Source organism: Agrobacterium sp. LEGMi-208b (assembly GCF_059511785.1).
In genome coordinates, this window is record NZ_CM183445.1 from 2369917 (window position 1) to 2392926 (window position 23010).

The 23010-nt window shown below is 59.5% G+C and carries 26 protein-coding genes; 10 read left to right on the top strand and 16 right to left on the bottom strand.

The features are described from left to right. Positions 1-8: 8 nt before the first annotated feature. On the bottom strand, positions 9-821 hold the full coding sequence (gene lgt / locus AC5YUO_RS11465) for a prolipoprotein diacylglyceryl transferase (RefSeq protein ID WP_496154854.1): 813 nt from the start codon (positions 819-821) through the stop codon (positions 9-11). A gap of 310 nt (positions 822-1131) precedes the next feature. Between lgt and AC5YUO_RS11470 the strand changes: the two genes are divergently transcribed. The 4 genes from AC5YUO_RS11470 to AC5YUO_RS11485 all read left to right on the top strand — a co-directional run bounded on the left by AC5YUO_RS11470 (position 1132) and on the right by AC5YUO_RS11485 (position 3491). Then, a complete protein-coding gene (locus tag AC5YUO_RS11470; protein WP_003522871.1) occupies positions 1132-1395 on the top strand; it encodes an accessory factor UbiK family protein in 264 nt (87 codons plus the stop codon). Between the two features lie 429 nt (positions 1396-1824). Then, a complete protein-coding gene (locus AC5YUO_RS11475) occupies positions 1825-2325 on the top strand; it encodes a type III secretion system chaperone family protein (protein WP_003522870.1) in 501 nt (166 codons plus the stop codon). Position 2326: 1 nt separating this feature from the next. Beyond that, positions 2327-3145 (top strand): pyrroline-5-carboxylate reductase, encoded by an 819-nt coding sequence (proC, locus tag AC5YUO_RS11480; protein ID WP_496153385.1) that lies wholly within the window; start codon positions 2327-2329, stop codon positions 3143-3145. A 4-nt stretch (positions 3146-3149) separates the two neighbouring features. Beyond that, positions 3150-3491, top strand: a complete 342-nt coding sequence (locus tag AC5YUO_RS11485) for a tRNA-binding protein (protein ID WP_003522868.1) — start codon at positions 3150-3152, stop codon at positions 3489-3491. A gap of 14 nt (positions 3492-3505) precedes the next feature. Here AC5YUO_RS11485 and AC5YUO_RS11490 read toward each other — a convergent pair whose 3' ends face one another. The 4 genes from AC5YUO_RS11490 to AC5YUO_RS11505 all read right to left on the bottom strand — a co-directional run bounded on the left by AC5YUO_RS11490 (position 3506) and on the right by AC5YUO_RS11505 (position 6978). Continuing rightward, a complete protein-coding gene (locus tag AC5YUO_RS11490; protein ID WP_496153386.1) occupies positions 3506-4885 on the bottom strand; it encodes an ATP-binding protein in 1380 nt (459 codons plus the stop codon). 31 nt (positions 4886-4916) lie between these two features. Beyond that, a complete protein-coding gene (locus tag AC5YUO_RS11495; RefSeq protein WP_003522866.1) occupies positions 4917-5630 on the bottom strand; it encodes a response regulator in 714 nt (237 codons plus the stop codon). A 2-nt stretch (positions 5631-5632) separates the two neighbouring features. Further along, entirely contained in the window at positions 5633-6139 is a 507-nt protein-coding gene (locus AC5YUO_RS11500; protein ID WP_400813199.1) for a MarR family winged helix-turn-helix transcriptional regulator, read from the bottom strand. A 239-nt stretch (positions 6140-6378) separates the two neighbouring features. After that, complete coding sequence (locus AC5YUO_RS11505; protein ID WP_496153387.1) at positions 6379-6978, bottom strand: DUF1236 domain-containing protein; 600 nt, start codon at positions 6976-6978, stop codon at positions 6379-6381. A 231-nt stretch (positions 6979-7209) separates the two neighbouring features. Here AC5YUO_RS11505 and AC5YUO_RS11510 point away from each other — a divergent pair, with 231 nt between their 5' ends. After that, positions 7210-7854 (top strand): MBL fold metallo-hydrolase, encoded by a 645-nt coding sequence (locus AC5YUO_RS11510; RefSeq protein WP_496153388.1) that lies wholly within the window; start codon positions 7210-7212, stop codon positions 7852-7854. A gap of 189 nt (positions 7855-8043) precedes the next feature. Here AC5YUO_RS11510 and AC5YUO_RS11515 read toward each other — a convergent pair whose 3' ends face one another. The 4 genes from AC5YUO_RS11515 to AC5YUO_RS11530 all read right to left on the bottom strand — a co-directional run bounded on the left by AC5YUO_RS11515 (position 8044) and on the right by AC5YUO_RS11530 (position 11136). Next, complete coding sequence (locus AC5YUO_RS11515) at positions 8044-8259, bottom strand: cold-shock protein (RefSeq protein WP_003494703.1); 216 nt, start codon at positions 8257-8259, stop codon at positions 8044-8046. 444 nt (positions 8260-8703) lie between these two features. Beyond that, positions 8704-9606: a DMT family transporter gene (locus tag AC5YUO_RS11520; RefSeq protein ID WP_496153389.1), complete on the bottom strand. Its 903-nt coding sequence runs from the start codon at positions 9604-9606 to the stop codon at positions 8704-8706. A 145-nt stretch (positions 9607-9751) separates the two neighbouring features. Beyond that, on the bottom strand, positions 9752-10063 hold the full coding sequence (locus AC5YUO_RS11525) for a hypothetical protein (RefSeq protein WP_400813204.1): 312 nt from the start codon (positions 10061-10063) through the stop codon (positions 9752-9754). A 146-nt stretch (positions 10064-10209) separates the two neighbouring features. Beyond that, complete coding sequence (locus tag AC5YUO_RS11530) at positions 10210-11136, bottom strand: EAL domain-containing protein (protein ID WP_496153390.1); 927 nt, start codon at positions 11134-11136, stop codon at positions 10210-10212. 211 nt (positions 11137-11347) lie between these two features. On the opposite strand from AC5YUO_RS11530, the gene AC5YUO_RS11535 reads away from it, so the two are divergent. Then, positions 11348-12550, top strand: coding sequence for a pyridoxal phosphate-dependent aminotransferase (locus AC5YUO_RS11535; protein ID WP_400813207.1), 1203 nt, complete (start codon positions 11348-11350; stop codon positions 12548-12550). 210 nt (positions 12551-12760) lie between these two features. On the opposite strand, the gene AC5YUO_RS11540 is transcribed toward AC5YUO_RS11535, so the two are convergent. Next, positions 12761-13867, bottom strand: a complete 1107-nt coding sequence (locus AC5YUO_RS11540; RefSeq protein WP_496153391.1) for a calcium:cation antiporter — start codon at positions 13865-13867, stop codon at positions 12761-12763. 193 nt (positions 13868-14060) lie between these two features. On the opposite strand from AC5YUO_RS11540, the gene AC5YUO_RS11545 reads away from it, so the two are divergent. Beyond that, on the top strand, positions 14061-14327 hold the full coding sequence (locus AC5YUO_RS11545; protein WP_400813210.1) for a DUF2188 domain-containing protein: 267 nt from the start codon (positions 14061-14063) through the stop codon (positions 14325-14327). Positions 14328-14641: 314 nt separating this feature from the next. On the opposite strand, the gene AC5YUO_RS11550 is transcribed toward AC5YUO_RS11545, so the two are convergent. Continuing rightward, positions 14642-15586 (bottom strand): LysR family transcriptional regulator, encoded by a 945-nt coding sequence (locus AC5YUO_RS11550; RefSeq protein WP_496153392.1) that lies wholly within the window; start codon positions 15584-15586, stop codon positions 14642-14644. Positions 15587-15675: 89 nt separating this feature from the next. On the opposite strand from AC5YUO_RS11550, the gene AC5YUO_RS11555 reads away from it, so the two are divergent. Together AC5YUO_RS11555 and AC5YUO_RS11560 are read left to right on the top strand one after the other, a co-directional pair. After that, entirely contained in the window at positions 15676-16713 is a 1038-nt protein-coding gene (locus AC5YUO_RS11555) for an NAD-dependent epimerase/dehydratase family protein (protein WP_496153393.1), read from the top strand. Next, positions 16713-17102: a DUF6220 domain-containing protein gene (locus AC5YUO_RS11560; protein ID WP_496153394.1), complete on the top strand. Its 390-nt coding sequence runs from the start codon at positions 16713-16715 to the stop codon at positions 17100-17102. The genes AC5YUO_RS11555 and AC5YUO_RS11560 overlap by 1 nt, the downstream gene beginning before the upstream one ends. Positions 17103-17155: 53 nt before the next feature. On the opposite strand, the gene AC5YUO_RS11565 is transcribed toward AC5YUO_RS11560, so the two are convergent. The 4 genes from AC5YUO_RS11565 to trxB form a co-directional block, all read right to left on the bottom strand. Continuing rightward, on the bottom strand, positions 17156-18268 hold the full coding sequence (locus AC5YUO_RS11565; RefSeq protein ID WP_400813217.1) for an alkene reductase: 1113 nt from the start codon (positions 18266-18268) through the stop codon (positions 17156-17158). A 127-nt stretch (positions 18269-18395) separates the two neighbouring features. Next, a complete protein-coding gene (locus AC5YUO_RS11570) occupies positions 18396-18686 on the bottom strand; it encodes an ArsR/SmtB family transcription factor (protein WP_003522852.1) in 291 nt (96 codons plus the stop codon). 599 nt (positions 18687-19285) lie between these two features. Next, the gene (locus AC5YUO_RS11575) at positions 19286-20182 is read right to left on the bottom strand and encodes a LysR family transcriptional regulator VtlR (RefSeq protein WP_034498849.1); all 897 of its coding nucleotides are present in this window, start codon (positions 20180-20182) and stop codon (positions 19286-19288) included. Positions 20183-20206: 24 nt separating this feature from the next. Further along, positions 20207-21181, bottom strand: a complete 975-nt coding sequence (trxB, locus tag AC5YUO_RS11580; RefSeq protein WP_496153395.1) for a thioredoxin-disulfide reductase — start codon at positions 21179-21181, stop codon at positions 20207-20209. Positions 21182-21448: 267 nt separating this feature from the next. Between trxB and AC5YUO_RS11585 the strand changes: the two genes are divergently transcribed. Further along, a complete protein-coding gene (locus AC5YUO_RS11585; RefSeq protein ID WP_400813220.1) occupies positions 21449-21916 on the top strand; it encodes an Lrp/AsnC family transcriptional regulator in 468 nt (155 codons plus the stop codon). 21 nt (positions 21917-21937) lie between these two features. Here AC5YUO_RS11585 and AC5YUO_RS11590 read toward each other — a convergent pair whose 3' ends face one another. Next, a complete protein-coding gene (locus tag AC5YUO_RS11590) occupies positions 21938-22993 on the bottom strand; it encodes a glycosyltransferase family 4 protein (protein WP_496153396.1) in 1056 nt (351 codons plus the stop codon). Positions 22994-23010: the final 17 nt, after the last annotated feature.

Genomic DNA, 23010 nt, shown 5'->3' on the forward strand with positions numbered 1-23010 from the left:
CATACCGCTCAGGCGCTTTTTGCCGCGCTGCGCGCCCGCAGAACCGCCCAGAGGCCGAGAGCGAACATGGGTGTGGAGAGCACCATGCCCATGGTGAGCCAGTTGCCGGCGAGATAACCGATCTGGGCGTCCGGCTCGCGGAAGAATTCCACGAAGATGCGCGACAGCGCGTAACCGCAGACGAAGATGCCGGTGACGACGCCGGGTGTCTTCAGCGCCCTGAAGGCATAGATGGCGATTGCCAGGACGATGACGAGCACGAGGCCTTCGAGGCCGGCTTCATAAAGCTGGCTCGGGTGCCGCGCAAAGGGGCCGCCCGTCGGGAAAACGACTGCCCATGGCATATCGGCGATGCGGCCCCACAATTCGCCATTGATGAAATTGGCGATGCGTCCGAACAGCAGGCCGATGGGCGCGACGGCGGCGACGACGTCGAACATGCTCCAGACCGGAATGCCGTTCTTGCGGGCGAAAAGGATCATGGCGATGGTGGTGCCGATCAGGCCGCCATGGAACGACATGCCGCCATTCCATATCTCGATCGCCCTGATGGGATTGGCGGCGACGGCTGCCATATCGTAAAACAGGATGTAACCGATGCGCCCGCCAAGCACGATGCCGCCGGCTGCCCAGAGGATGAAATCGTCAAGATGCTGCGCCGAGATCGGCGAGGTGTCGTTCGGCCACAGACGATCCGTGCGGGCGAGGCGGCGGGCATAAAACCAGCCGAGCATGATGCCCGCGACATAGGCAATGCCGTACCAATGGATCGCCAGAGGACCGATGGACAGCGCCACCGGATCGATATTCGGGAAGGGCATGATGGCGAGTTGGGTGGGAGCGGCTAACAATCCGTATATATTCCGTCATCGTTGCTGGGCGGACAACGGAAGGATCCATTGCCTCAAGGGGCCGGGCGATGATGCTCACCGGTCTCCCTGACGCCAAGGAAAATGGCGATTGCGGTGGCGGCGGTCAAGGTGATTCTTCAAGCTGCGACTTAAGATGCCAGGGTCGATGCAAGCGGTTGCGATTTTTCGATTTTGCTTGCAAGCCGGCGGTGGAGTGCCTACCTGAAGGCTAGCAACAGCGGGCAAGACGATGCCCCTGAACCGACGAAGGACAAGCGCCATGAGCACGACAGGCACCAACCGTTTTCTGGATGAATTCGCCAAGCTGATGACCGATGCGGCCGGCGCGGCGCAGGGTGTGCGCAAGGAAGCCGAAGCCGCTTTTCACGCTCAGGCGGATCGCTGGCTGAACAGCCTCGATGTCGTCCGGCGTGAGGAATTCGATGCGGTGCGTGAAATGGCCATTCAGGCGCGGGATGAAAACGACGCGCTGCGCGCGCGCATCGAGGCTCTGGAAGCGAAGCTTTCTGCCGCCAAGGATTGATTTTTTCAGCACTTTTTCTGAAGGGTCCCGGATCGCTTGCGATTCCGGGACTTTTTGTTTTTCGGCGCGTTCTGCCCGAAATCACTCCCGGTTGCGAAAAACGGGCCTTCGACACGAATTTTTTAGGCCTGTGGACACTTCCAAAAAACGCAATCGGCAGAGTCGCTTATGTATCTCGCCTGAGGTGATGGGGGAGGAGATATCCACTGTTCAAAAAGCAAAAATGGCGGGGAAGGGGTGGCAGCAGGACTCGGCCATTATACACTGATTTTAAATGATGATTCGAAAAGACCTGGTAAGCTCCAGACAGGGTGAATGCGTAATTCTGGTGGTGTCGGGCAATCGTCTCAAATGTTTATCCCGGTTTGTATGTGCGTTTTGTGCCCGGCGTTCAAAACAGGACATTCCTACCGGCTGAGAAGGTGCCGCATGAGTCTGATAGAATTTGAAATTGAGCGTCAGTCCAATCCCGTGGACATGATCGAGATTGTCGCCGCCTCGAACGACTGGTCGTTTGAGCGTTCGGGCGAAGACGAGATCGCCATGACCGTCGCCGGTCACTGGGCCGACTATCACGTCTCCTTTTCATGGATGGAAGAATTCGAGGCACTGCATCTGGCCTGCGCCTTCGACATCAAGGTGCCGGACCAGCGCGTCAACGAAGTCATTCGCCTGCTGTCGCAGGTCAATGGTCAGGTGCTGATGGGGCATTTCGATCTTTGGCGGCAGGAGGATGTGGTGATCTTCCGCCAGTCCCTGCTTCTGGCCGGCGGCGCTGAACCGAACAACCAGCAGGTGGAAGTGCTGCTTTCCAGCGCTCTGGAGGCCTGCGAACAATATTATCAGGCATTCCAGTTCGTCGTCTGGTCGGGGCTGGATGCGAAAAGTGCAATCGAAGCGGTCATGTTCGAGACCGTCGGAGAAGCGTAAGATGGTGTATAAGGCTTCCGGGCCGCTCGTCCTGGTGGGCGCCGGCAATATGGGCGGTGCCCTGCTTTCAGGCTGGCTGAAAAAGGGTGTGCCGGGATCGCAGGTCATTGTCCTCGATCCGCGCCCTTCCGACGCCATGCGGACGACGATTGCGGAAGCCGGTGCCACCCACAGTGAAAGCGTGCCCGAGGGCGTGAAGGCCGGTATTCTTTTCGTGGCGGTGAAGCCGCAGATGATGGAAGCCGTGCTGCCCTCGCTGAAACCCCTGCTCGGTCCGAATACGGTCGTCGTTTCGATTGCGGCGGGCACCACCATCGGCACGTTCGTTTCGCATTTCGGTGCGGTTGCCGCCGTGCGGGCCATGCCCAACACACCGGCCATGGTCGGGCGCGGCGTAACGGGAGCCTATGCCAACGAGCTGGTGACGCCGGAGCTTAAAACGGTTGTGGACGGGCTGCTGAAAGTCAGCGGCCCGGTCGAATGGGTGGAAGCCGAAAGCGATATCGACGCGGTGACCGCGGTTTCGGGAAGCGGCCCGGCCTATGTCTTCTATCTGGTGGAATGCATGGCCGAAGCCGGCCGCAAGGCCGGTCTGCCCGCGGATGTGGCCATGCGTCTGGCGCGCGAAACCGTGGCCGGTGCCGGCGAGCTGCTGCATCAGTCTTCCGACGAGGCGGCGCGCCTGCGCCAGAATGTGACCTCGCCGGGCGGCACCACGGCTGCGGCTCTGTCCGTGCTGATGGCCGAAGACGGCATGCAGCCCCTGTTCGACCGGGCGGTCGCTGCCGCGAAAACGCGCGCTGAAGAGCTGGCGGGCTGATGCCATGAGCGGTGAAATTTCCTATGCCGATTTCGAGAAGGTCGATATCCGCGTCGGCACCATCATTGAGGCCGAGCCTTTTCCCGAAGCGCGCAAGCCGGCCTTCAAGGTGAAGATCGATTTCGGGCCGGAGATCGGCGTCAAGAAGTCGTCGGCGCAGATCACGGTGCATTATACGCTGGAAAGCCTTGTCGGCCGGCAGGTTCTGGGCGTGGTGAATTTCCCGCCGCGCCAGATCGGCCCTTTCCGGTCCGAGGTGCTGACGCTCGGTTTTGCCGATGCCAACGGCGATATCGTGCTTGCCGCCGTCGAGCGCCCGGTGCCGAACGGCGAGAAAATGTGCTGAAGGCCGGTCTGCCGTTAAGCCGGAATTTTGACGATTACCCGCAATCCCCCCATCGGGCTTTCATCGAGCGTCACATCGCCGCCGTGGCTGCGGGCGATATCGCGCACGATGGAAAGGCCAAGGCCGGTGCCCGAAGCATTGAGGTTGCGCGCCTCGTCCAGCCGGAAGAACGGCTTGAACACATCCTCGCGTGAACTCTCCGGAATGCCCGGCCCGTCATCGTCAAAGGTCATGATGATGGAGCGTGGCGCCTTGCGGATGTCGATGTGGAGATTGCTGGCGTAGCGCCGCGCATTTTCGGCCAGATTGGCGACGAGCCGGGACAGTGCGTTCGGCCGCGCGATGATCCTGTCGATATTATAGAGTTCGTAGCTGAATTTCTTGCCGTGCAGCTCGAAATCATGGCCGATTTTTTCAAGAAGCGCCGGAAGCTCCAGCGTGCCGACATCCTCTTCGACATCGGTGCGGGCGAAGGTCAGATAGGCCTCCAGCATCGACTGCATGTCGTCGACATCCTTGTCGAGCCCTTCGAGGTCCGGATTGTCGCCCGCGAGAGCCAGTTGCAGCTTGAAGCGGGTGAGGATGGTGCGCAGGTCGTGGCTGACGCCGTTCAGCATGGCGGTGCGCTGCTCCATCTGCCGCTCGATGCGCTCGCGCATCAGGATGAAGGCGAGGCCGGCGCGCCGCACCTCGTCCGCGCCGCGCGGGGAATAGCCGCTGATCTTCTGGCCCTTGCCGAAGTTTTCGGCCGCCTTGGCGAGCGCTTCGATGGGTTTGATCTGTCCGCGCAGGAAGAGGATGGAAATGGCGATCAGCACCAGCGATGCCCCGACCATCCAGACAAGGAAGATATGGGTGTTGGAAGCATAGGCCGAACTGCGGCGGGTGAAGACGCGCAGGGTCTTGTCTTCGAGCTGGATGCGGATTTCCACCAGCGAGCCGTTGCCATAGGTGTCGATCCAGAACGGCCTGCCGATCTGCTGTGTCAGCTGATCGGCGAGAATCCGGTCGAGGATCGAAAACAGCGGCTCGGGTCTCGGGGCCGGCAGGTCCGTCTTCGGTTCGATATAGACGCTGAGATCCAGCTTGTCGCGGGCGATACGGATGACGCGCTGATAGTCGTCTTCCTCCGGGTCCGTCTGCAGCAGCTCGATGATCGCGGCGATGTCGCGCGTTACGGCGGCGGAGAGGCGTTCGGTCACGAGCTGCCAGTGGCGCTCCATGAAGACGGCCGCGACCACGGCCTGAAGCAGGATCATCGGCAGGATGATGATGAGCAGCGACCGGGTATAAAGGCCGGTTGGCAGCCAGTGGCGCAGCCATCTGCCCGACATGCGCCAGGCTTTGGCTGCGCCGCTTTTTTTGACCGTGCTGAGAAAATCGAGGCTCGCCATGGCCGTGCGTTCGCCCTTCGTTGAGTGCTCGTCAGTCCACGCTCAGGCGGTAGCCGATGCCGCGCACCGTTTGCAGATAGACAGGATTGGCAGGGTCGTCCTCGATCTTGCGGCGAAGACGGTTGATCTGCACGTCGATGGTTCTTTCGCCCACTTCCGATTCCGCTTCCACCAGTTCGTGGCGCGGAATGGTATCGCCGGCGCGCAGCGCAAAAAGCAGCATGATCTCCTGTTCGCGATCCGTCAGGCGGATCGTTTCGGGGCCGCGCCGCAATTCCTTTTTGGGAATGGAGAAGCTGTAGGGGCCGAACATGATCTGTTCGATCTTGGGCGTATCGGGCGAAGTATTGCGCCGCAGGATATTGTTGATGCGCAGGACAAGCTCGCGCGGGTCGAAGGGTTTGGCGAGATAGTCGTCCGCTCCCGCCTCCAGCCCGGCGATGCGCGAATCCGCTTCCGAACGGGCGGTCAGAAGGATCACCGGCACGGATTTGTCCTCGTTCAGCGAGCGGGTCAGCGAAAGCCCGTTTTCGCCCGGCATCATCACGTCGAGGATGAGCAGATCGAAACGGATGCCCACCATTTTGCGCCGCGCTTCGGCCGCATCGGCCGCCACGGAGATGCGATAACCCTTGTCGCCCAGAAAGCGCTGCAGGAGATCGCGAATGCGGGCGTCGTCGTCGACGATCAGGAGATGGGCCGCATCGTCATCCGCCGGTGGACGTTTTGTCGGTGCTGTCGCCATCGTCACTCGTCCTCCACGGCCGTCGTCGTTGTCGGGCTGCGCATCTGCGCCAGGAATTTGCGCACGCAGGCGCGGGCATCAGGTCCGAGGCCTTCCAGGGCGCGGTCGATGCGGCGCGATTGCGGCTCGCTCAGCGCCAGCGCCAGTTCGCGGCCCGTCAGCGTGGGGTAAAGCCTGCGCTGGCGGCGGTCTTCCGGGCCTGCCATCTGGCGGATATAGCCGTCGTCGATCAATTGTTTCAAAACGCGGGCAAGGCTCTGTTTGGTGATCTGCAACGTGTCGAGCAGATCCGCCACCGTCATGCCGGGCTGCCGGCTGACGAAATAGACCACCCGGTGATGCGCCCGCCCATATTCCAGTTTCGACAGAATGACATCCGGGTCCGAGACGAAATCGCGATAGGCGAAAAACAGCGCCTCGATCGTATCGAAGTCGATCTTGCCGTCGTCAACCTTCGGGAGTGCCGGTGTCTGCCTGGCGGCGGCGGTTTTGAGCGATTGCGGTGGCACTGCGGTTCCTTCATATTCTGCGGCTGTCTGATCATAGGCCGACAGGCGTCGATGCGCCAATATTCTGTAAACATAGCCGAAAATGCGTCCGCTCGGGAGAATGCCGCGATCATTTTCTGTTGCGGTGGATAATATGGCGCGGGTGCGCGTGCAACTGGAATCCTGAGTGGCCTTGACCGGAAATAGAAAAGAGCGCGGAAACTCCGCGCTCTCCTTCATTTTTTGCTGTGACGGCGATGTTACTGGTAAACGTAGACGATACGACGGGTCGAAGGTTCTACGAGAACCGGTACGTCATTCACGCGGACATAGCGATACTGATAGTCAGGGACTTCAACCATACGGGTATCTGCGGGCAGAACGCTGCCCACGGCGATGTCGCCGTCATAGGTGATGGTGTCGGCAGGGTGCTCGTCCATATAGGTGATGACCGACTGCGGCGGATCGACCTCACCAACGCGACCGAGATTCGGGTCGCCTGGATTGGGTTCTGCCTGCACGCTCGAGGTCGTTTCGTATGTCACGACCGGCACGCTGAGTTCCGAGCGGCGCTGTTCGAGAATGACCGGCGAGCCCTCATACATGACATTCAGGTAGTCCGCATGGGCCCAGCCGCGCAGACCGTTGACTTCGATGCGGCACCAGCTGCTGCCTTCCATGCAGCCATCCAGAACCGCATTGCTGCCGCGGGTGGCGAGACCCACTTCAGGATAGTCTTCACCGGGGCCTGAGCGAACGGAAATATCCGATGCTGTCGTGGCGACCATGGCGGCGTTTGCATAGCCCGCCATCAAGGCGAAGGCGCCGCCAGCGATCAGCATTTTAAGCGTCTTGTCCATGTGTCTCACTCCTTTTAAGACTGGAGCTAGAACGTCGCAGCCAACCGGGCGTTCCACATTTTTCGCCGGAAATTCCTGCCGAGAGCCAAAAACTTCCTGTTATCTCACTGTATATAATAGTGATTTTTAGAACGGCTGGGCCGCTGAAAGCGGAGGCCTTTTCGTCGCCATTGTGCCGCAACCGGTCGCGGGCTATAGGAGGCGGAACCTTTCAGACAGGAGACACAGGATATGGGAAAGTTGCAGGCGGGCATTATTCCGGTCACGCCATTCGAGCAGAATTGCACCATCCTGTTCGATCAGGACACCAAGGAGGGCGTCGTTGTCGATCCCGGCGGGGATGTGGACATCATTCTTCAGGTCGTCTCTGAAAACGGCATCACGCTGAAGGAAATCTGGCTGACGCACGGACATCTCGATCATGCCGGCGGTGCGGATGAACTGCGTGCGAAACTTTCCTTGCCGGTCATCGGGCCGCATGAGGATGACCGGCCTCTGCTGGAGAGGATCGAGGTGCAGGCGGAGAAATACGGCATCAGCGGCATGAAGAATGTCGTGCCGGATACATGGCTGAAGGAAGGCGACAAGGTTTCCTTTGGAGACCACGTCTTCGAAGTCTATCATTGCCCCGGCCATGCGCCCGGCCACGTCATCTATTACAATCGCGACCAGAACTTCGCCCATGTCGGCGACGTGCTGTTTTCGGGATCGGTGGGGCGCACGGACCTGCCGGGCGGAAACCACGAGCAATTGATGGCGTCCATTCGCGACAAGCTCCTGCCGCTGGGTGACGATGTCGGTTTCATCTGCGGCCATGGCCCGGGTGGACGGCTGGGTGAGGAACGGCTCACCAACCCCTATCTCAAGGGGCTCTGAGCGCCGGCCCATTAGAGTTTTTCCGCTTTTCTTCGAAACGCGAAAACACTCTAACTCTTTGTTTTGGCGCATTTCCGGACGGAAAACCGGGGTCCACTTTTCCTGGAAATGCTCTAAGGCCTGCGGGACCGCACAAAAAAACCCGGCATTCCTGCCGGGCTTCAACTAGAAAAGAAAGCCGTTTTAGGGTCAGCCAGCAATCTGCAGATTGACTGCCTTCGGCCCCTTGCCGCGACGATCCGGTTCCGTGTCGAAGCTCACTTTCTGATTTTCTGAAAGTCCGGACAGGCCAGAAGCCTGTACGGCAGAGATGTGAACAAAGATATCAGCGCCACCATTGTCTGGCTTGATGAAGCCGAAGCCTTTGTCTGTATTGAAGAATTTTACGGTGCCAGTTTCGGCCATGCATCAGGTCCTTTTCGCTCTGCCCGCGTTCAGCTACAGGCAGCATTACAGTTTTGCCCCGCGTGGGCGTTGGCAGGCAGTTTTTGACTATTGAGAAAATGGACCTTCGCAGCGGGAAGTAATGGCGTTCTCATCCAACGTTTTTCGTCCCACCGCCCGAGGTTTATAGCGTCCCCAGTGCGCAAAATTATAGGCCTTCCCATGCTCGCAAATTGCCCGAACCGCGGTAGAGTGATGCGTTTATCGAAAATTGGCAAGCAAAAGTTTTCACGGGCTTTTTGTCAGATAAAAAACCTGCGGTAGAATAACATCGTGCAATCGCATATTTTTTCCGCATAAGCGACAATTGATGAAATAATTGCCGTTTGCCGCGAGATTTCACGGCAAAATTTAAATGCCCTATCCACATTTATGACGGAATAAGAAAAATAAGTTCTTTTTGCGTCAGGCCACTCCAGCCATAGATTTTTGCCGTTTGCGCGTCAGTTCCGGCACCAGTTCAACGATCAGGATCGCCACGAATATGATCAGGCAGCCGACATAGCCAGCGCGGGATATGGTTTCATTCAGGAAGATCGAGGCCAGCAAAGCGCCGAAAAGCGCCTCGGAGGACAGGAATATCGCGGCCTGCGGCGCCGTGGTGTAGCGCTGGCCAATGACCTGCAGCACAAAGGCGAGGCCGGAGGAGACGAGGCCGACATAGAGGATTTCCGCCAGCGATGCCTCGATGGAGGCCATGCTGATCGGTTCGAACACAACGCCGATCATGCAACTAAGAAGGGAGCAAACGGCGAACTGGGTGCAGGAAAGTGCCAGCGGTCTTCCGCTTTCGGAGACGAAGCGTCCGGCGAGCGTGATCTGGATCGCCCAGAAGAAGGCGCAGATGATGCTAAGAATATCGCCCTTCGTCAGCGCCTCGAAAGCGCCGCCGGAGAGCAGGAATATGCCGCCCAGCATCATCAGCGCGCATGGCCAGACGATCCAGTGGGGATGACGGCGGTAAAGCACGACGGCGATCACGGGCACGAAGATGACGTAAAGCCCGGTCAGGAAGCTGGAATTGGTGACGGTCGTGGTCAGGAGCCCGACCTGCTGGGTGGTGGCGCCGCCGAACAGGGCGAGACCAACCAGAATGAAGCTGCCGATTTCGCGCCGGCGCGGCGGCGATTTCAGCGACCGTGTTTCCATGAGCGCGAAGGGCAGCACGGCGATGGCGGCGATGGCGAAACGCAGGCCGACGAACCAGAACGGGCCGATGGAGGCCATGGCGGAGGATTGAGCGACAAAGCCGCCTCCCCAGATTGCTGCGGCGAGCAGAAGCAGCATATTGGCCTGAATACGCGTCATTGTTGGCACCAGCACGGCAGGAAGATCATTCAGTCGCGGCCGTGGCAAACAGGGGATTTTTGAAATATCGATCCGCGATGCGGATGACTGTTACCGGGTGCTTTAGCAGCAACATGGCGATGCCGCAAGTCGAGGGGAGGGCCGCTTATTTGTAGCGGCGGGCCTCGTCCTTCAGGCTGCGCCGGGTGAGCGTCAGGCCGCCAATGCCGAGGCCGATGAAGGCCGCGGCCGAAAGGACGATGAGCAGGAGGTGAGGGCCGGCTTTCGCCGTTGCCGCCACCTGCGGAATGGCGGAAGTATGCAGGGTATCGACCGCCTGCGTGGCGGCATTGGCCGAGGTTGCGATGCCGGCGGCCATGGTGACGATGACAAGAAAAGCCGCAACGGCCATCCAGAGGGAAAACAGCGTTCTCTGCGCCCTTAACCTTTCAACGGAAGTCCGATCGTTGGTAAACATGGCTGTCGCCTCTTGTCCCTGTTCTTAAAGGATAAAAGAGGCTTCGAAATGGACGGCTTGGAGACCGAATTCTGGCGTTCCGCAGCATTTATTGCGGCAATATTGTGGCAAAGCTCGATATGGGGCCCGTTTGGCCGGATATGGCGTCAGAGGCCGCGTTTTCCGAAGGTTCGGGTCTGGCGCAAAGGGTGCGGATCGGCGGGACGTTCTTCCCGGAAAAATGCCGGTGGCGCAGGGCCTCGCTCCGCCCTCGATGGAGTGAAATATTCACTGCCGAGTTCCGGGAAACGTGTATCGAAACTGGTCGGGGCAAGTTCGGGTTTTGCCAGCACGTAGCCCTGCATCAGCAGGACGCCGAGTTCCTCGCACAGATCGACCTGCCACGCGGCCTCCAGTCCTTCGAAGACCGGCTCTATGCCGTCGGCGCGAAACTGGCTGACAATGACGCGAAGAAGGGCGGCGCCCGCCGAATTCTGCATGAAATCGCGCACCCAGCCGGCTTCGAATTTCACATAGTCCGGCTTGATGAGTTTCACCCGGTCGATGTCGGAATCGCCGGCGCCATAGTCATCGAGCGCCACGCGAAAGCCGATATCGTGCATGTGGTAGGCGAAGTCGGCGACCATCTGCGTGTCGGAGGCTTTTTTCTCGGAGATTTCGCAGACGATGCGGTCCGCCGTCATGCCGGCCTCGTGGGCAGCAAGACGCATGCGCTCCACTTCCTGGCGCATCTTGGTCGGGGTCTGGAACAGTCCCGGATGGAAGTTGACGAAGATGCGGGCGCGGGACCGGTTGAGCCTGCCGGTGTTGAGAATGTGGATCGTGCGCAGGATGCTGTCGATATTTTCGATGTCTTCCGGCGCGACCAGCGAGAAGAACTCACCCGGCGTCACCGGTTCGCCATTGCGATGGGGACGCACCAGGCCCTCGAAGGAATCGATGTCGAGCATGCCGCTTGCCGTGCGGCGGAAAATGGGCTGCAGGGCCGATTTCAGGTTGAAGGTGCGATAGGCCGTGGACCATGTGCCATCGACCTCGCGGACAAGACTGGAAAAGATGCTTTTGAGCGCCATTTTTCAACCAGCTATAGAGACACGACCTCTAGGCTCGCGAATATAGCGTATCAAGCGTTACTTCCGGGTTAAGGAAGGTTTAAATTCTCCGCGGCAGCACATAAGCCGGCTTTTGACCTTGAAAGAGCGCCTGTCTTTCGACATACCAGTTGCCGCAGAAAACAGGATTTCCAGCCTCTGCCGATGTCAACCCCAATAGGACCGATTAAAAATGGCCTTCCTTGCCGACATTCTCTCCCGCGTAAAGCCATCCGCCACCATCGCCGTTACCCAGAAAGCCCGTGAACTGAAAGCGAAGGGCCGCGATGTGATCAGCCTTGGCGCCGGCGAGCCGGATTTCGATACGCCCGAAAATATCAAGGAAGCGGCCATCGACGCCATCAAGCGCGGTGAAACGAAATACACGCCGGTTTCGGGTATTCCGGAACTGCGCAAGGCGATTGCCGACAAGTTCAAGCGTGAAAACGGCCTGGACTACAAGCCGGAGCAGACGATTGTCGGCACGGGCGGCAAGCAGATCCTCTTCAACGCCTTCATGGCCACCCTGAACCCGGGCGACGAAGTCGTCATTCCGGCGCCTTACTGGGTCAGCTATCCGGAAATGGTGGCGATCTGCGGCGGTACGCCTGTATTCGTCGACGCCACGCTGGAAGACAATTTCAAGCTGAAGCCGGAAGCGCTGGAAAAGGCGATCACGCCGAAGACCAAGTGGTTCGTCTTCAACTCGCCGTCCAACCCCTCGGGTGCTGCCTATTCGCATGACGAGCTGAAGGCGCTGACCGATGTGCTCGTCAAGCATCCGCATGTCTGGGTGCTGACGGACGACATGTATGAGCACCTGACCTATGGCGATTTCAAATTCGTCACGCCGGTCGAGGTCGAGCCTTCGCTCTATGACCGCACGCTGACGATGAACGGCGTCTCCAAGGCCTATGCCATGACCGGCTGGCGTATCGGCTATGCCGCCGGCCCGCTGCCGTTGATCAAGGCCATGGACATGATCCAGGGTCAGCAGACCTCGGGCGCAAGCTCGATCGCACAGTGGGCAGCCGTCGAAGCTCTGAACGGTACGCAGGATTTCATTCCGGCCAACAAGAAGATCTTCGAAGGCCGCCGCGACCTCGTCGTCTCCATGCTCAACCAGGCCAAGGGCATCAATTGCCCATCGCCGGAAGGCGCATTCTACGTCTACCCGTCCTGCGCCGGCCTGATCGGCAAGACCGCGCCTTCGGGCAAGGTCATCGAGACGGATACGGATTTCGTTTCCGAGCTTCTGGAAGCCGAAGGCGTTGCCGTCGTGCAGGGATCGGCGTTCGGCCTCGGCCCGAACTTCCGCATTTCCTACGCGACGTCGGAAACGCTCCTGGAAGAGGCCTGCAAGCGCATTCAGCGCTTCTGCGCGGATTGCCGCTGATCGGTTTGTGATCTTGAATGAAGAAGCCCGGCAGCGATGCCGGGCTTTTTTGTTTCGTTGCAGCTTTCCACACACTCGACGTCATCCTCGGGCTTGACCCGAGGATCCATCGATCCCAGTGGGTTGTGGATCCTCGGGTCAAGCCCGAGGATGACGGAGGAGAGGGTTCACCGCCTTGTCAGATGCCTGGAATTCCGGGGCATGCCCTTTTTAAAGCCCCAGAAACAGCAGCATGATGAAGGTGGCGAAGAGAATGAAATGCGTCATTCCCTCGATCGCATTGGTTTCACCGTCATTGAGATTGATGGCGGCGGCGATGAGGGTGATGAAGACCATGACGGTCTGAACCGGCGTCATCGCCATGATGAAGGGCTGGCCGGTATAAAGCGCGATACCCTCCATGACAGGCACGGTCAGGATCACCGTCGAGAGTGATGCACCCATGGCGATATTGACCACCGCCTGCATGCGGTTGCGCAAGGCGGAGCGGAGCGCGGTGAGGATTTCCGGCGATGCCGAGATCGTTGCCACCACCACCGCCATCAGCGCCGGCGGCGCGCTGGTGCCCTCGAGGCTTTCGCTCAGGAAGGCCGACATGAATTCCGCCAGCACACCGATCAGCACCACGCCGGCGATGATGGTGCCGATGGAGAGGGGCACGCTGCCTTCGTCCTCCTCTTCCGCATGTCCGTCCGATGCCTGGCCGGCCGGATGCGCCTTGCGGGGATAGGCATAGCTGAAGAAATAGCTGTGCGGGCCGACCTGCATTTTGAGGAAGAGCGCATAAAGCGCGATCATCGCGACAATGGTGAAGGCGGAATAGACATGCCAGCTTTCATTGGGGATGAATTCCGGCACGATCATCGAAATACCCATGGCGGTGAGGATCATCACGCCATAGGTCTTGCCGGAATCGTCATTATAGGGCTGCTCGCCGTGGCGAAGACCGCCGAGAAGTGCTGCGAGACCCAGAATGCCGTTGATGTCGATCATCACGGCGGAATAGATCGTATCACGCACCAGCGTGGGCGAACTGGATTCGCTCATGATGATGGCGAGGATCAGCACCTCCACGGCGACCGCCGACAGTGTCAGGATCATGGTGCCGTAGGGGTCGCCGACCTTGGCGGCGAGGATTTCGGCGTGATGGGCAACCCGCATCGAGACGAGAACGATGAGCCCGATGAGCACGACCGCGGCGATGAGCGCCGCCGTTTTTCCGGCTTCGAATATTGCATGTTCGGCCAGATAGGCGAGGATTGCCGCCGGTATCGCCAGGAGCAGCATCCGCTCCTGTTTCAGAATAGAACCCGCCATTGATTTCCCTTCCCCTGTCAGGCTTAGGCTGTGACGTATCGTCCTCCAGATCAAGCAGGATTTGCGCTTGAATGCTTTTGGTAGGATAGTGGTGTCGCAGGACATGCTGCTCATGCCGCGGTGTCCCATCGGGTGCAATGCTTGAAACGCGGTTGTGGTTGCCATGTCGCCTACCGAGACAGGAGGACCATGCATGACCAAAGTGGTATATGAAATCGTCGAACATGACGGAGGCTTCGCCTACCGCATGAACGGCGCTTATTCCGAAACATTTCCTACCTATGCCGATGCCGTCGAAGCTGCGCGCATCGTCGCGGCCGAACAGCAGGTTGGGGGCGATGACGAGGAAATCAGCTATCAGGATGAGACCGGCCACTGGCATGAGGAATACAGCCAGGGCGGCGACCGGCCGGAAGCCGAGGTGGTCGACAAGACGTCACAGCCGGCCAGACCGTTTTGACGGGCAGGCTGCGGATTTCCGGAGAAGCGATCCTGCGGTCTTATGATGCCCGTCGGGCTAGATATTGGCTTTCAAGAGGTTGTCCATTCATAGCGGACCCGAAGACGCGTGCAGCTTTACCCCCCTCTGCCCTGCCGGGCATCTCCCCCTCAAGGGGGGAGATCGGCAAGACGCTTTCCCGCCACTTCATTCTCGAACTTCGAGATGGCTGGGACCTCGCCGCAGATCGATCTCCCCCCTTGAGGGGGAGATGCCCGGCAGGGCAGAGGGGGGTAAAGCCGCGGCACCTCCCGTCCGCTGTGAATGGACAACCTCTAGCGCCGTTTCGGCGGGGCGCCCGGGTCGGTTTCCTTGAGATGACCCTTGAGACCTTCGACGAGGGCGCTGAACACGGCACGACATCGCGGCGAGGTCTTGAGATTTTCATGCATCGCGACCCAGGTGTGGAGCGGGATGTCGATTTTCGGAAGAACCTGAACAAGCCGGGGATCCTTGCGCGCCAGGCCGATCTGACAGACGCCGATGCCCGCGCTGGCGCGGATCATGGCAAGCTGGGCGAGATTGCTGTCGGCGCGGATTTCGAAGGAAATTTCCTCAATATCGGGTATGTCCGGATCAAGCGAGCGCATCCGCTGGATGGCGGCCCGGATGAAAGGCGTCTTGCGGTCGAAACCGACCATACGGTGGTGGTTCAGATCTTCCATGCTCTTCGGGACGCCGGCTCTTGCCAGATAGTCGCGCGTCGCATGAAATCCCAGACGGAAATTGCCGATGTAGCGCATGACGATCGCGTCCTGCAGCGGTTCGGTCATGCGAATGGCGATATCGGCTTCGCGCCTTAAAAGGTCTTCCAGCGTATCGGACAGCGAAAGCTCTATTTCAAGCCGCGGGTGAACCTCCTGCATGGCCGTGATGATTGGCGGCAGCATTTCCACGCCGATGATATCGGATGCGCTGATGCGCACCGTGCCTTCGATCTTGCCGACTTCGCCGGAGGCCGCGCGCATGAGGGCGGCGGTCGTCGCCGCCAGGTTTTCCGCATAGGGGCGGAGCGCAAGCGCTGCTTCCGTCGGCATCAGCCCATGCGGCGAACGAATGAATAGCGGAAAGCCGACGGCCTCTTCCAGCGCGCCGATATGGCGTCCCGCCGTCGGCTGGGTGATGCCGAGTTCGCGGGCGGCGGCGGAAAGCGAACCGTCGCTCAGTACGCTGAGGAAGGTGCGATAAAAATCCCAGCTGATGTCACGGCTTCTTGTCATAAGATTTTGTATATCTGCTCCACTCATTTCGACAATTTCGTATATCTCAGAACGGGACGATACTCCACCCCACAACAAGGAGTACGACGATGATATATGAAAACAACGCCAATACAGCGGCGAATGACAGGCCGCTGGCCCTGATTCTGGGCGTGAATGGCGGTGTCGGCAGCCAGGTCTCTCAGATGTTGCAGCAGCGCGGCTGGCGGGTGAGGGCGATGACGCGCCAGAAAACAGCTTCCACGGCAACTGGTGATATCGAGTTCGTGACCGGTGACGCCATGAACCGGCAGGACGTTCTGGACGCGGCAAAGGGTGCAGGGTTGATCGTGCATGCCGTCAATCCTCCCGGATATCGCAACTGGGAAAGCCAGGTACTGCCGATGCTCGACAATACCATTGCCGCCGCCGAGGCCTGCGGGGCGAGGATCGTCTTTCCGGGCAGCGTTTATAATTTCGGCCCTGACGCCTTTCCCCTGCTGACGGAAGACAGCCCGCAAAAGCCCTTTACCCGCAAGGGTGCGTTGCGTGTGGAAATGGAGCGACGGCTGAAAATGGCGTCGATGCGCGGCGTGCCGGTACTGATCGTCCGCGCGGGGGATTTCTTTGGGCCGGATGCGAAAAACAACTGGTTTTCGCAGATGCTGGTGCGGCCCGGAAAGCCGGTCCGTGGCGTCCAGAATCCCGCGGCACCCTATGCGGGGCACCAATGGGCCTATCTGCCTGATGTCGCGGAGACCATCGGGCGGCTGCTTGACCACGCTGGCGAGCTTCCGGCTTTCGCCGTCTATCACATGGAAGGCTTCTGGGATTTCGACGGGCTGCAACTGGTTGAAGCGATCGAGCGCGTTGTCGGTCATCCCGTCAAGAGGCGGCAGCTATCCTGGTCGGGCATCAAATTGGCCGCCCCCTTCATTCCCCTGTTCCGCGAAGTGCTGGAAATGCAATATCTCTGGCAGATGCCGATCCGGATGAGCAATCGCAAGCTGACGGATTTTCTCGGGACGGAACCCAGAACACCGATCGACATTGCGGTAGCGACGACACTGGCGAGCCTCGGCTGCCTCGAACAGAGGCCGCAGCATTCGAGCCTTTCTCATCCGGCCGATGCCGGGGGCAGGGTGTGATGGCTGCGGTTGCGAATGGGATGTCGGCCCGGCGTCGCGTGTTTGCCGTGATTTCGGCAAGTGTGCCGGTGCTGATCTTCGCGCAGGTGCTGCTGGCCGGGCTGTCGATCTATTACGATGGATCGCTGCTTTCGCTGCACAAGGGGCTCGGCTTTCTGATCGCCGTTCCGATCCTGTCGCTGGTGGTTCTGGCTTTGCGATACGACGACCTGCGGCCGAACCTTGCCCGCACCTTGGTCCTGCTTGGTCTTTATTGTCTTCAGGTGGCGCTGATGAGCATTGGCCGGGAAACGGGCAATGGCTTTCTGCAGGCGCTGCATGTGCCCAACGCCTTCGTCATGGGCGCGTTTTCCGATTTTGCCGCGCGGCAGGCGCGAAGCCTGCGCTGAAAGAAAACGCCGCACCGCTTTCAGGCGGTGCGGCGTATTTGTTCTATCCTTTATCAGGCAAGCGCCGGATAGTCGGTGTAACCCTCGGCTCCGCCGCCATAGAAGGTCGGCTGGTTCGGTTCGTTGAGCGGCGCGTCGTTTTTCAGGCGGCGCACCAGATCCGGATTGGCGATGAAGGCCTTGCCGAAGGCCACGGCATCGACCTTGCCGCTTTCCACGGCTTCGATGGCGCTCTCACGGTCGTAACCATTATTGGCGATCCACAGGCCCTTGCCGCCGGCATTGCGATAGGCGCCCTTGAAGGCCGCGTAGTCGAAGGGCTTGTCGCCCTGTTTGAAATCACGCGGGCCGCCCGTCGCGCCTTCAACGACATGGATGAAGGCGAGATTGCGCTTGCCGAGCTGTTCGGCCACGTAATTATAAAGCGGCTGCGGATCGGCCTCGAAGATATCGTTGGCAGGTGTAACCGGCGAGAGGCGGATGCCGGTACGGCCCGCGCCGATCTCTTCTGCCACCGCATCGACAACTTCCAGCAGGAAGCGGGCGCGGTTTTCGATCGAGCCGCCGTAATCGTCAGTCCGCTGGTTGGTGCTGGATTTCAGGAACTGCTCGATCAGGTAACCGTTGGCGGCATGGATTTCGACGCCGTCGAAACCGGCCTCCAGTGCTGCGCGTGCACCGCTGCGGTAATCCTCGAGGATGAGGCCGATATCGTCGATGGTGAGCGCACGGGGCTCGGAGGTTTCGGCAAAGGCGCCGGTGCCGTCATCATTGATGATATAGGTCTTCGACTTGGCCGGAATGGCGGAAGGCGCGACCGGCTGGCCGCCATGCGGCTGCAGCGAGGTGTGGGAAATGCGGCCCACATGCCAGATCTGCGCGACGATCTTGCCGCCCGCCGAATGCACGCCATCGGTAACCTGTTTCCAGCCCGCGATCGCTTCCCGCTTGTAGAGGCCGGGAACGTCGGCGTAACCCTGACCCTGCTGGGAAATCGGCGTGCCTTCGGTGACGATCAGCCCGGCGGTGGCGCGCTGCTCGTAATAGGTGGCGTTGAGATTGTTGGGAATGGCGCCCGGCGAACGGTTGCGGGTGAGGGGAGCCATGACGATACGGTTGGCGAGTGCGATATCGCCGGCCTGTGCCGGTTCGAAAAGACTGGTCATGCGACTTCACTTTCTGGTCGGTTGGCGAAATTGCGCGGGGGACGCGCTGTCTTTCTGTCTGGGTGCCGGAATGAAAACCATGTTTCGGTTTCCGGTCCGACACCCCGAGGCTCAAAGCTTGGGAGGCTCAGAGATTGGCTTGCAGATAATTGCGGAAGGCGTCGATGGTTTCCTCGTTGCGTTCGAAAAACACCCATTGCCCGACCTTCTTCGACCTTATCAGGCCAGCTGCCTGCAACACCGCCAGATGCGACGAGACGGTGGATTGCGACAGGCCGCTGATCTGAAACTGGTTGGCGCATACACCCATGCTGAGGGGATGCTCCTGGCAGAAGTGACTTTCCGGAGACTTCAGCCATTCCAGGAATTTCAGCCTTGCGGGATGCGAAAGGGCTTTGAGGATTTCCTCCGGGTTCATCGGTGTTTCTTCAATATCTGACATGTCCGATATTTATATCGATCACTATCGATATACAAGTCACGTCTCTGTGAGGATCGAGCGGGCGGGCAGGGATTTCCAAAAAAGAAGGCCGCTGGATATCTCCGCGGCCTGATAAGTTTGAAGGTCAAAACCTCCAGAGGGGAACAGCTGTCGCGTGCCTTGGGCGAGCGTGACAGCCAGCTAAAATATGGGAGCGGCAATAATGCAAAACAAGGTTGCATCATGCGATATTTCGCCAATTTGGAGAAAATTCTTGCGGGTAAAAAAAGAGGGCCGCCGGATGGATCCAGGGCCCTTTAAGTGTGAAGGTCAAAAACCTCCAGAGGGGAACAGCTGATGCGGTGGAACTGGGAGGAAAAGCCACCGTGTGCATCAACTGAGAGCTATTTGGTGTTTTTTTGTGCACGAAACAACTCTTTTTTGTGCAGGTCAGGCATGCAAGCGATGCAGGCCTCGATATTTCCGGTATATTTTATGTGCAATGCTGAAGAGGGGCGCCTTTGCACCCCTCCTGCCTGTCTATTAATAAGTGTTTGAATTTAAAAGCTTATCTCTGGACGTCGATTATTTTAACGTCAGAAGTTCCAGTTTCGAGCCTTTGCGACGATGAAGTCGCGGAAGGCTTTCAGCTTTGCAGCGTTTTTCATCTCGTCCGGATAGCAGAAATAGGTATCGAAGGACGGAATGTCTGCGGCGAGCGATAGCTGGATAAGGCCCGGATCGCGGCCGACGATATAATCCGGCAGGCAGGCAATGCCTATCCCCAGCAGGCAGGCGCGCTTGATCGAGGTCTGACTGTTGATCTGCAGATGCGGCGTACGCGTATTGTCGGAAGAACGTCCGGCATTTTCCAGCCAGTTGACATCGAGCAGATAGTTGGGCGCCGGTTCACCGAAGGAGATGATGCGGTGATTGTCGAGGTCCTCGACCGACTGCGGCTCGCCGTGGCGGTTGATATAGGACGGCGCGGCATAGACATGCATATGCACCGTGAACAGCTTGCGCTGGATGAGGTCTGACTGCTGCGGCTGGCGCAGGCGGATGGCGCAATCGGCATGGCGCATGTTCACGTCCAGCTCCTCATTGTCGAGGATGAGCTGGATCGACATTTCCGGATAGAGCTGCAGGAACTCCTGCACCTTGTCCGTCAGCCAGCCCTGGCCGAGGCCAACCGTCGTCGTCACGCGCAGCTTGCCGCTTGGCTTCTCCGTCGTTTCGGTGAGCTGCATCTTGACGGTTTCGAGCTTCAGCAACACGTCATGGGCGGTGCGATAAAGCAGCTCGCCCTGTTCGGTGAGGATCAGGCCTCGGGCATGGCGATGAAACAGCTTGACGCCGACATCCTGCTCCAGCGCGCTGACCTGACGGCTGATGGCCGACTGGGACAAATGCAGCTTGTCGGCAGCATGGGTGAAAGACCCTGCTTCGGCTGCGGCATGAAAAATGCGCAGTTTATCCCAGTCCAATGGCATTGCCATGCCTATCCTGCCTTTCGGTTATTCCGCTGCGACAGCAAGCGGTTGATGCGCGGTGAGATAACGTTCCGCTTCCAGCGCCGCCATGCAGCCCATGCCGGCGGCGGTGATTGCCTGACGGTAGATATCGTCGGTGACGTCGCCGGCGGCGAAAATGCCTTCCACGTCGGTGGCGGTGGAATCGGGAGCGGTCCACATGTAGCCGTTATCCTTCAGCTTCACCTTGCCCTTGAAGAGCTCGACCGCCGGGGCGTGGCCGATGGCGACAAAGACGCCATCGATGGGCATGTCGCTGATCGCGCCGGTCTTGGTGTCGCGCAGCTTCACGCCGGAAACGGAAGGCGGCATGGGCGGCTTTGCCGGCGCGCCGGTGATTTCGGCGACTTCGGTGTTCCAGAGGATCTTGACGTTTTCCTTGGCGAACAACCGTTCCTGCAGGATTTTTTCCGAACGGAAGCTATCGCGGCGGTGCACGACGGTGACCGACCTGGCGATATGGGCGAGATAAAGCGCCTCTTCCACGGCGGAGTTGCCGCCGCCGACCACGATCACATCCTTGTTGCGATAGAAGAAACCGTCGCAGGTGGCGCAGGCGGAGACGCCGAAGCCCTGGAAATGCTGCTCGCTCTCGATGCCGAGCCACTTGGCCTTGGCGCCCGTGGCGATGATCAGCGTATCGGCGGTCCAGACCTGACCGGAATCAGTCCTGACCACGAAAGGCCGTACATTGGTTTCAACTTCGGTGACGAGATCGCTGACGATGTCCGCGCCCACATGGGTTGCCTGTTTCAGCATCTGGTCCATCAGCCACGGACCCTGGATCGGATCGGCGAAGCCCGGATAGTTTTCGACATCGGTGGTGATCATCAGCTGGCCACCCTGTTCCATGCCGGCGATCAGCACGGGTTTCAGCATTGCGCGGGCCGCGTAGATCGCCGCGGTATAACCGGCGGGACCGGAGCCGATGATCAATACCTTCGTGTGGCGGGCAGACATGGAAACGTTCCTTTCAATAACGGGGTCTTTCAGTAGCGGTGCCTTTCGGCACCAGCGTCTTCCAGCCGCATCACGGCGGACAGGCCGCAACCCCTTCGTTGCCCGGTATTTAAGGTTGTCTAGTGTCTTTATTCAAGGGCAGCCTTGCGTTACCAACAAGGCAGTTGTGGATGCGCGCGCAATTTTGTGACCGGGCGGTGGCATAATGTTGCGAATCCCGTGCCGAATAGTACAAGGAAGTTCTCCAGCTTAACGAGGTACTTCTCCGTGACCAGCGTCGAACTCGATGCCATCGATCTGAAAATCCTGCGCGAATTGCAGCGCGACGGGCGCATGACCAATGTGGAGCTGGCCGAAAGGGTCGGGATTTCCGCGCCGCCATGCCTCCGGCGTGTCCGCAAGCTGGAAGAAGCTGGCGTGATCGAGGGTTATCACGCCATGTTGAACGCACCGAAGCTCGGTTTCGATCTCGTCGCCTTCTGCATGGTCGGTTTGAAGCGGCAGTCCGACAGCAATCTGAAGGCCTTTGCCGCAGCGACGTCCGGCTGGTCGCTGGTGCGTCAGGCCTGGATGGTATCGGGCGAAAGCGATTTCCTGCTGCATTGCGTGGCGAAAAACCTGACGGAGTTTCAGGATTTCGTCATCGAGGTTCTGACGGCGGATGAGAATGTCGATACGGTGCGCACCATGCTCACCATCCGTCAGGTCAAGCGCGTCGGTCTCGTGGAAATCTGAGCGGCAGTTGCCTAGGGCGGATTACCCCCGCCGCAACGCATCATAAACAGCGCTAAGACTCGTGGCCTCTTTTTCGAGCGGGAAGGTGGTGCGCACATGCGCAAGTCCGGCACGGGCATGGTTTAATGCCAGAGCCGGATCGGCCAGATAGGTCTTTATCGCATCCCTGAGCGATGCATAGTCCCCCGCTTCAACGACCGCGCCCGTCTCACCCTTGACGATCATTTCCTCATAGGCGCCGGCAGTGCTGGCGACGACCGCGGTTTCCGACGCCATGGCCTCGAGCGGCGTCAATCCGAAACCTTCATTGCGGGATGGGGCGACATAGAGCGTCAGCCGCCGGTACCACGGCTTGATGTCGTTCACCTCGCCCTGAAACACAATTCGGTCCGAAAGGCCGGCGGCCTTGACGTCGGCCTCAAGTGCTTCGGCAAAAGCCTTGTGTTCCGCCGTAACCCGGCCGGAAACCACGGCTGTCCATTGCGGATGGGCGGGCAAAAGCTCGATCATGGCGCGCACGAAGAGGTCGGTGCCCTTCTGGTGTCGCACCCGTCCAAAGCAGCCGATCAGATATTGGCCCGGCAGACCGGTTGCGGCGATGGTGTCCTCGGGTCCGGTGGCCGGATGAAACAGGTCGGTATCGACGCCATGCATGACAACGCGATGGGGTACTTCCAGAAACGAGCCGGAGCGGGTGCTGGTCGCAACCACCGCATCCATTTTCGAAATCAGGAAGCGGGTATAGGCGGAATGCCGCCTCTGCGCGGCCGAGGTGAAGAGCAGCTTCACCTTCATGCGCAGCACGTCGCGGAGGAGAAGACCCGGCAGCATTTCGAGGTTGCGACGGGCATGCCAGATGCGCGGGCCGCCCTGCGGGCCGTTTTGCCAGAGCCGCCACAGATCGCGAAAGCGCACATGCGGCAGATGCGGCGGCAGGCCCGGGCCGATGACGGCCACCTTCTGTTCCAGCCGGTTCTGCACCGGAATAAGCTGAACGATGGTGGAGGTGACGCCGGAGAGCCTGCGTTTGAAGTTCGGCGCAAGCACCTGCACATCTTTCAGACTGACGTGGGACAAGATGGGCTTCCGTCTTT

Coding starts and splice junctions, on each gene's coding strand:
- lgt (WP_496154854.1), bottom strand. CDS start 821: ATGCCCTTCCCGAATATCGATCCGGTGGCGCTGTCCATCGGTCCTCTG.
- AC5YUO_RS11470 (WP_003522871.1), top strand. CDS start 1,132: ATGAGCACGACAGGCACCAACCGTTTTCTGGATGAATTCGCCAAGCTG.
- AC5YUO_RS11475 (WP_003522870.1), top strand. CDS start 1,825: ATGAGTCTGATAGAATTTGAAATTGAGCGTCAGTCCAATCCCGTGGAC.
- proC (WP_496153385.1), top strand. CDS start 2,327: ATGGTGTATAAGGCTTCCGGGCCGCTCGTCCTGGTGGGCGCCGGCAAT.
- AC5YUO_RS11485 (WP_003522868.1), top strand. CDS start 3,150: ATGAGCGGTGAAATTTCCTATGCCGATTTCGAGAAGGTCGATATCCGC.
- AC5YUO_RS11490 (WP_496153386.1), bottom strand. CDS start 4,885: ATGGCGAGCCTCGATTTTCTCAGCACGGTCAAAAAAAGCGGCGCAGCC.
- AC5YUO_RS11495 (WP_003522866.1), bottom strand. CDS start 5,630: ATGGCGACAGCACCGACAAAACGTCCACCGGCGGATGACGATGCGGCC.
- AC5YUO_RS11505 (WP_496153387.1), bottom strand. CDS start 6,978: ATGGACAAGACGCTTAAAATGCTGATCGCTGGCGGCGCCTTCGCCTTG.
- AC5YUO_RS11510 (WP_496153388.1), top strand. CDS start 7,210: ATGGGAAAGTTGCAGGCGGGCATTATTCCGGTCACGCCATTCGAGCAG.
- AC5YUO_RS11515 (WP_003494703.1), bottom strand. CDS start 8,259: ATGGCCGAAACTGGCACCGTAAAATTCTTCAATACAGACAAAGGCTTC.
- AC5YUO_RS11520 (WP_496153389.1), bottom strand. CDS start 9,606: ATGACGCGTATTCAGGCCAATATGCTGCTTCTGCTCGCCGCAGCAATC.
- AC5YUO_RS11525 (WP_400813204.1), bottom strand. CDS start 10,063: ATGTTTACCAACGATCGGACTTCCGTTGAAAGGTTAAGGGCGCAGAGA.
- AC5YUO_RS11530 (WP_496153390.1), bottom strand. CDS start 11,136: ATGGCGCTCAAAAGCATCTTTTCCAGTCTTGTCCGCGAGGTCGATGGC.
- AC5YUO_RS11535 (WP_400813207.1), top strand. CDS start 11,348: ATGGCCTTCCTTGCCGACATTCTCTCCCGCGTAAAGCCATCCGCCACC.
- AC5YUO_RS11540 (WP_496153391.1), bottom strand. CDS start 13,867: ATGGCGGGTTCTATTCTGAAACAGGAGCGGATGCTGCTCCTGGCGATA.
- AC5YUO_RS11545 (WP_400813210.1), top strand. CDS start 14,061: ATGACCAAAGTGGTATATGAAATCGTCGAACATGACGGAGGCTTCGCC.
- AC5YUO_RS11550 (WP_496153392.1), bottom strand. CDS start 15,586: ATGACAAGAAGCCGTGACATCAGCTGGGATTTTTATCGCACCTTCCTC.
- AC5YUO_RS11555 (WP_496153393.1), top strand. CDS start 15,676: ATGATATATGAAAACAACGCCAATACAGCGGCGAATGACAGGCCGCTG.
- AC5YUO_RS11560 (WP_496153394.1), top strand. CDS start 16,713: ATGGCTGCGGTTGCGAATGGGATGTCGGCCCGGCGTCGCGTGTTTGCC.
- AC5YUO_RS11565 (WP_400813217.1), bottom strand. CDS start 18,268: ATGACCAGTCTTTTCGAACCGGCACAGGCCGGCGATATCGCACTCGCC.
- AC5YUO_RS11570 (WP_003522852.1), bottom strand. CDS start 18,686: ATGAACCCGGAGGAAATCCTCAAAGCCCTTTCGCATCCCGCAAGGCTG.
- AC5YUO_RS11575 (WP_034498849.1), bottom strand. CDS start 20,182: ATGCCATTGGACTGGGATAAACTGCGCATTTTTCATGCCGCAGCCGAA.
- trxB (WP_496153395.1), bottom strand. CDS start 21,181: ATGTCTGCCCGCCACACGAAGGTATTGATCATCGGCTCCGGTCCCGCC.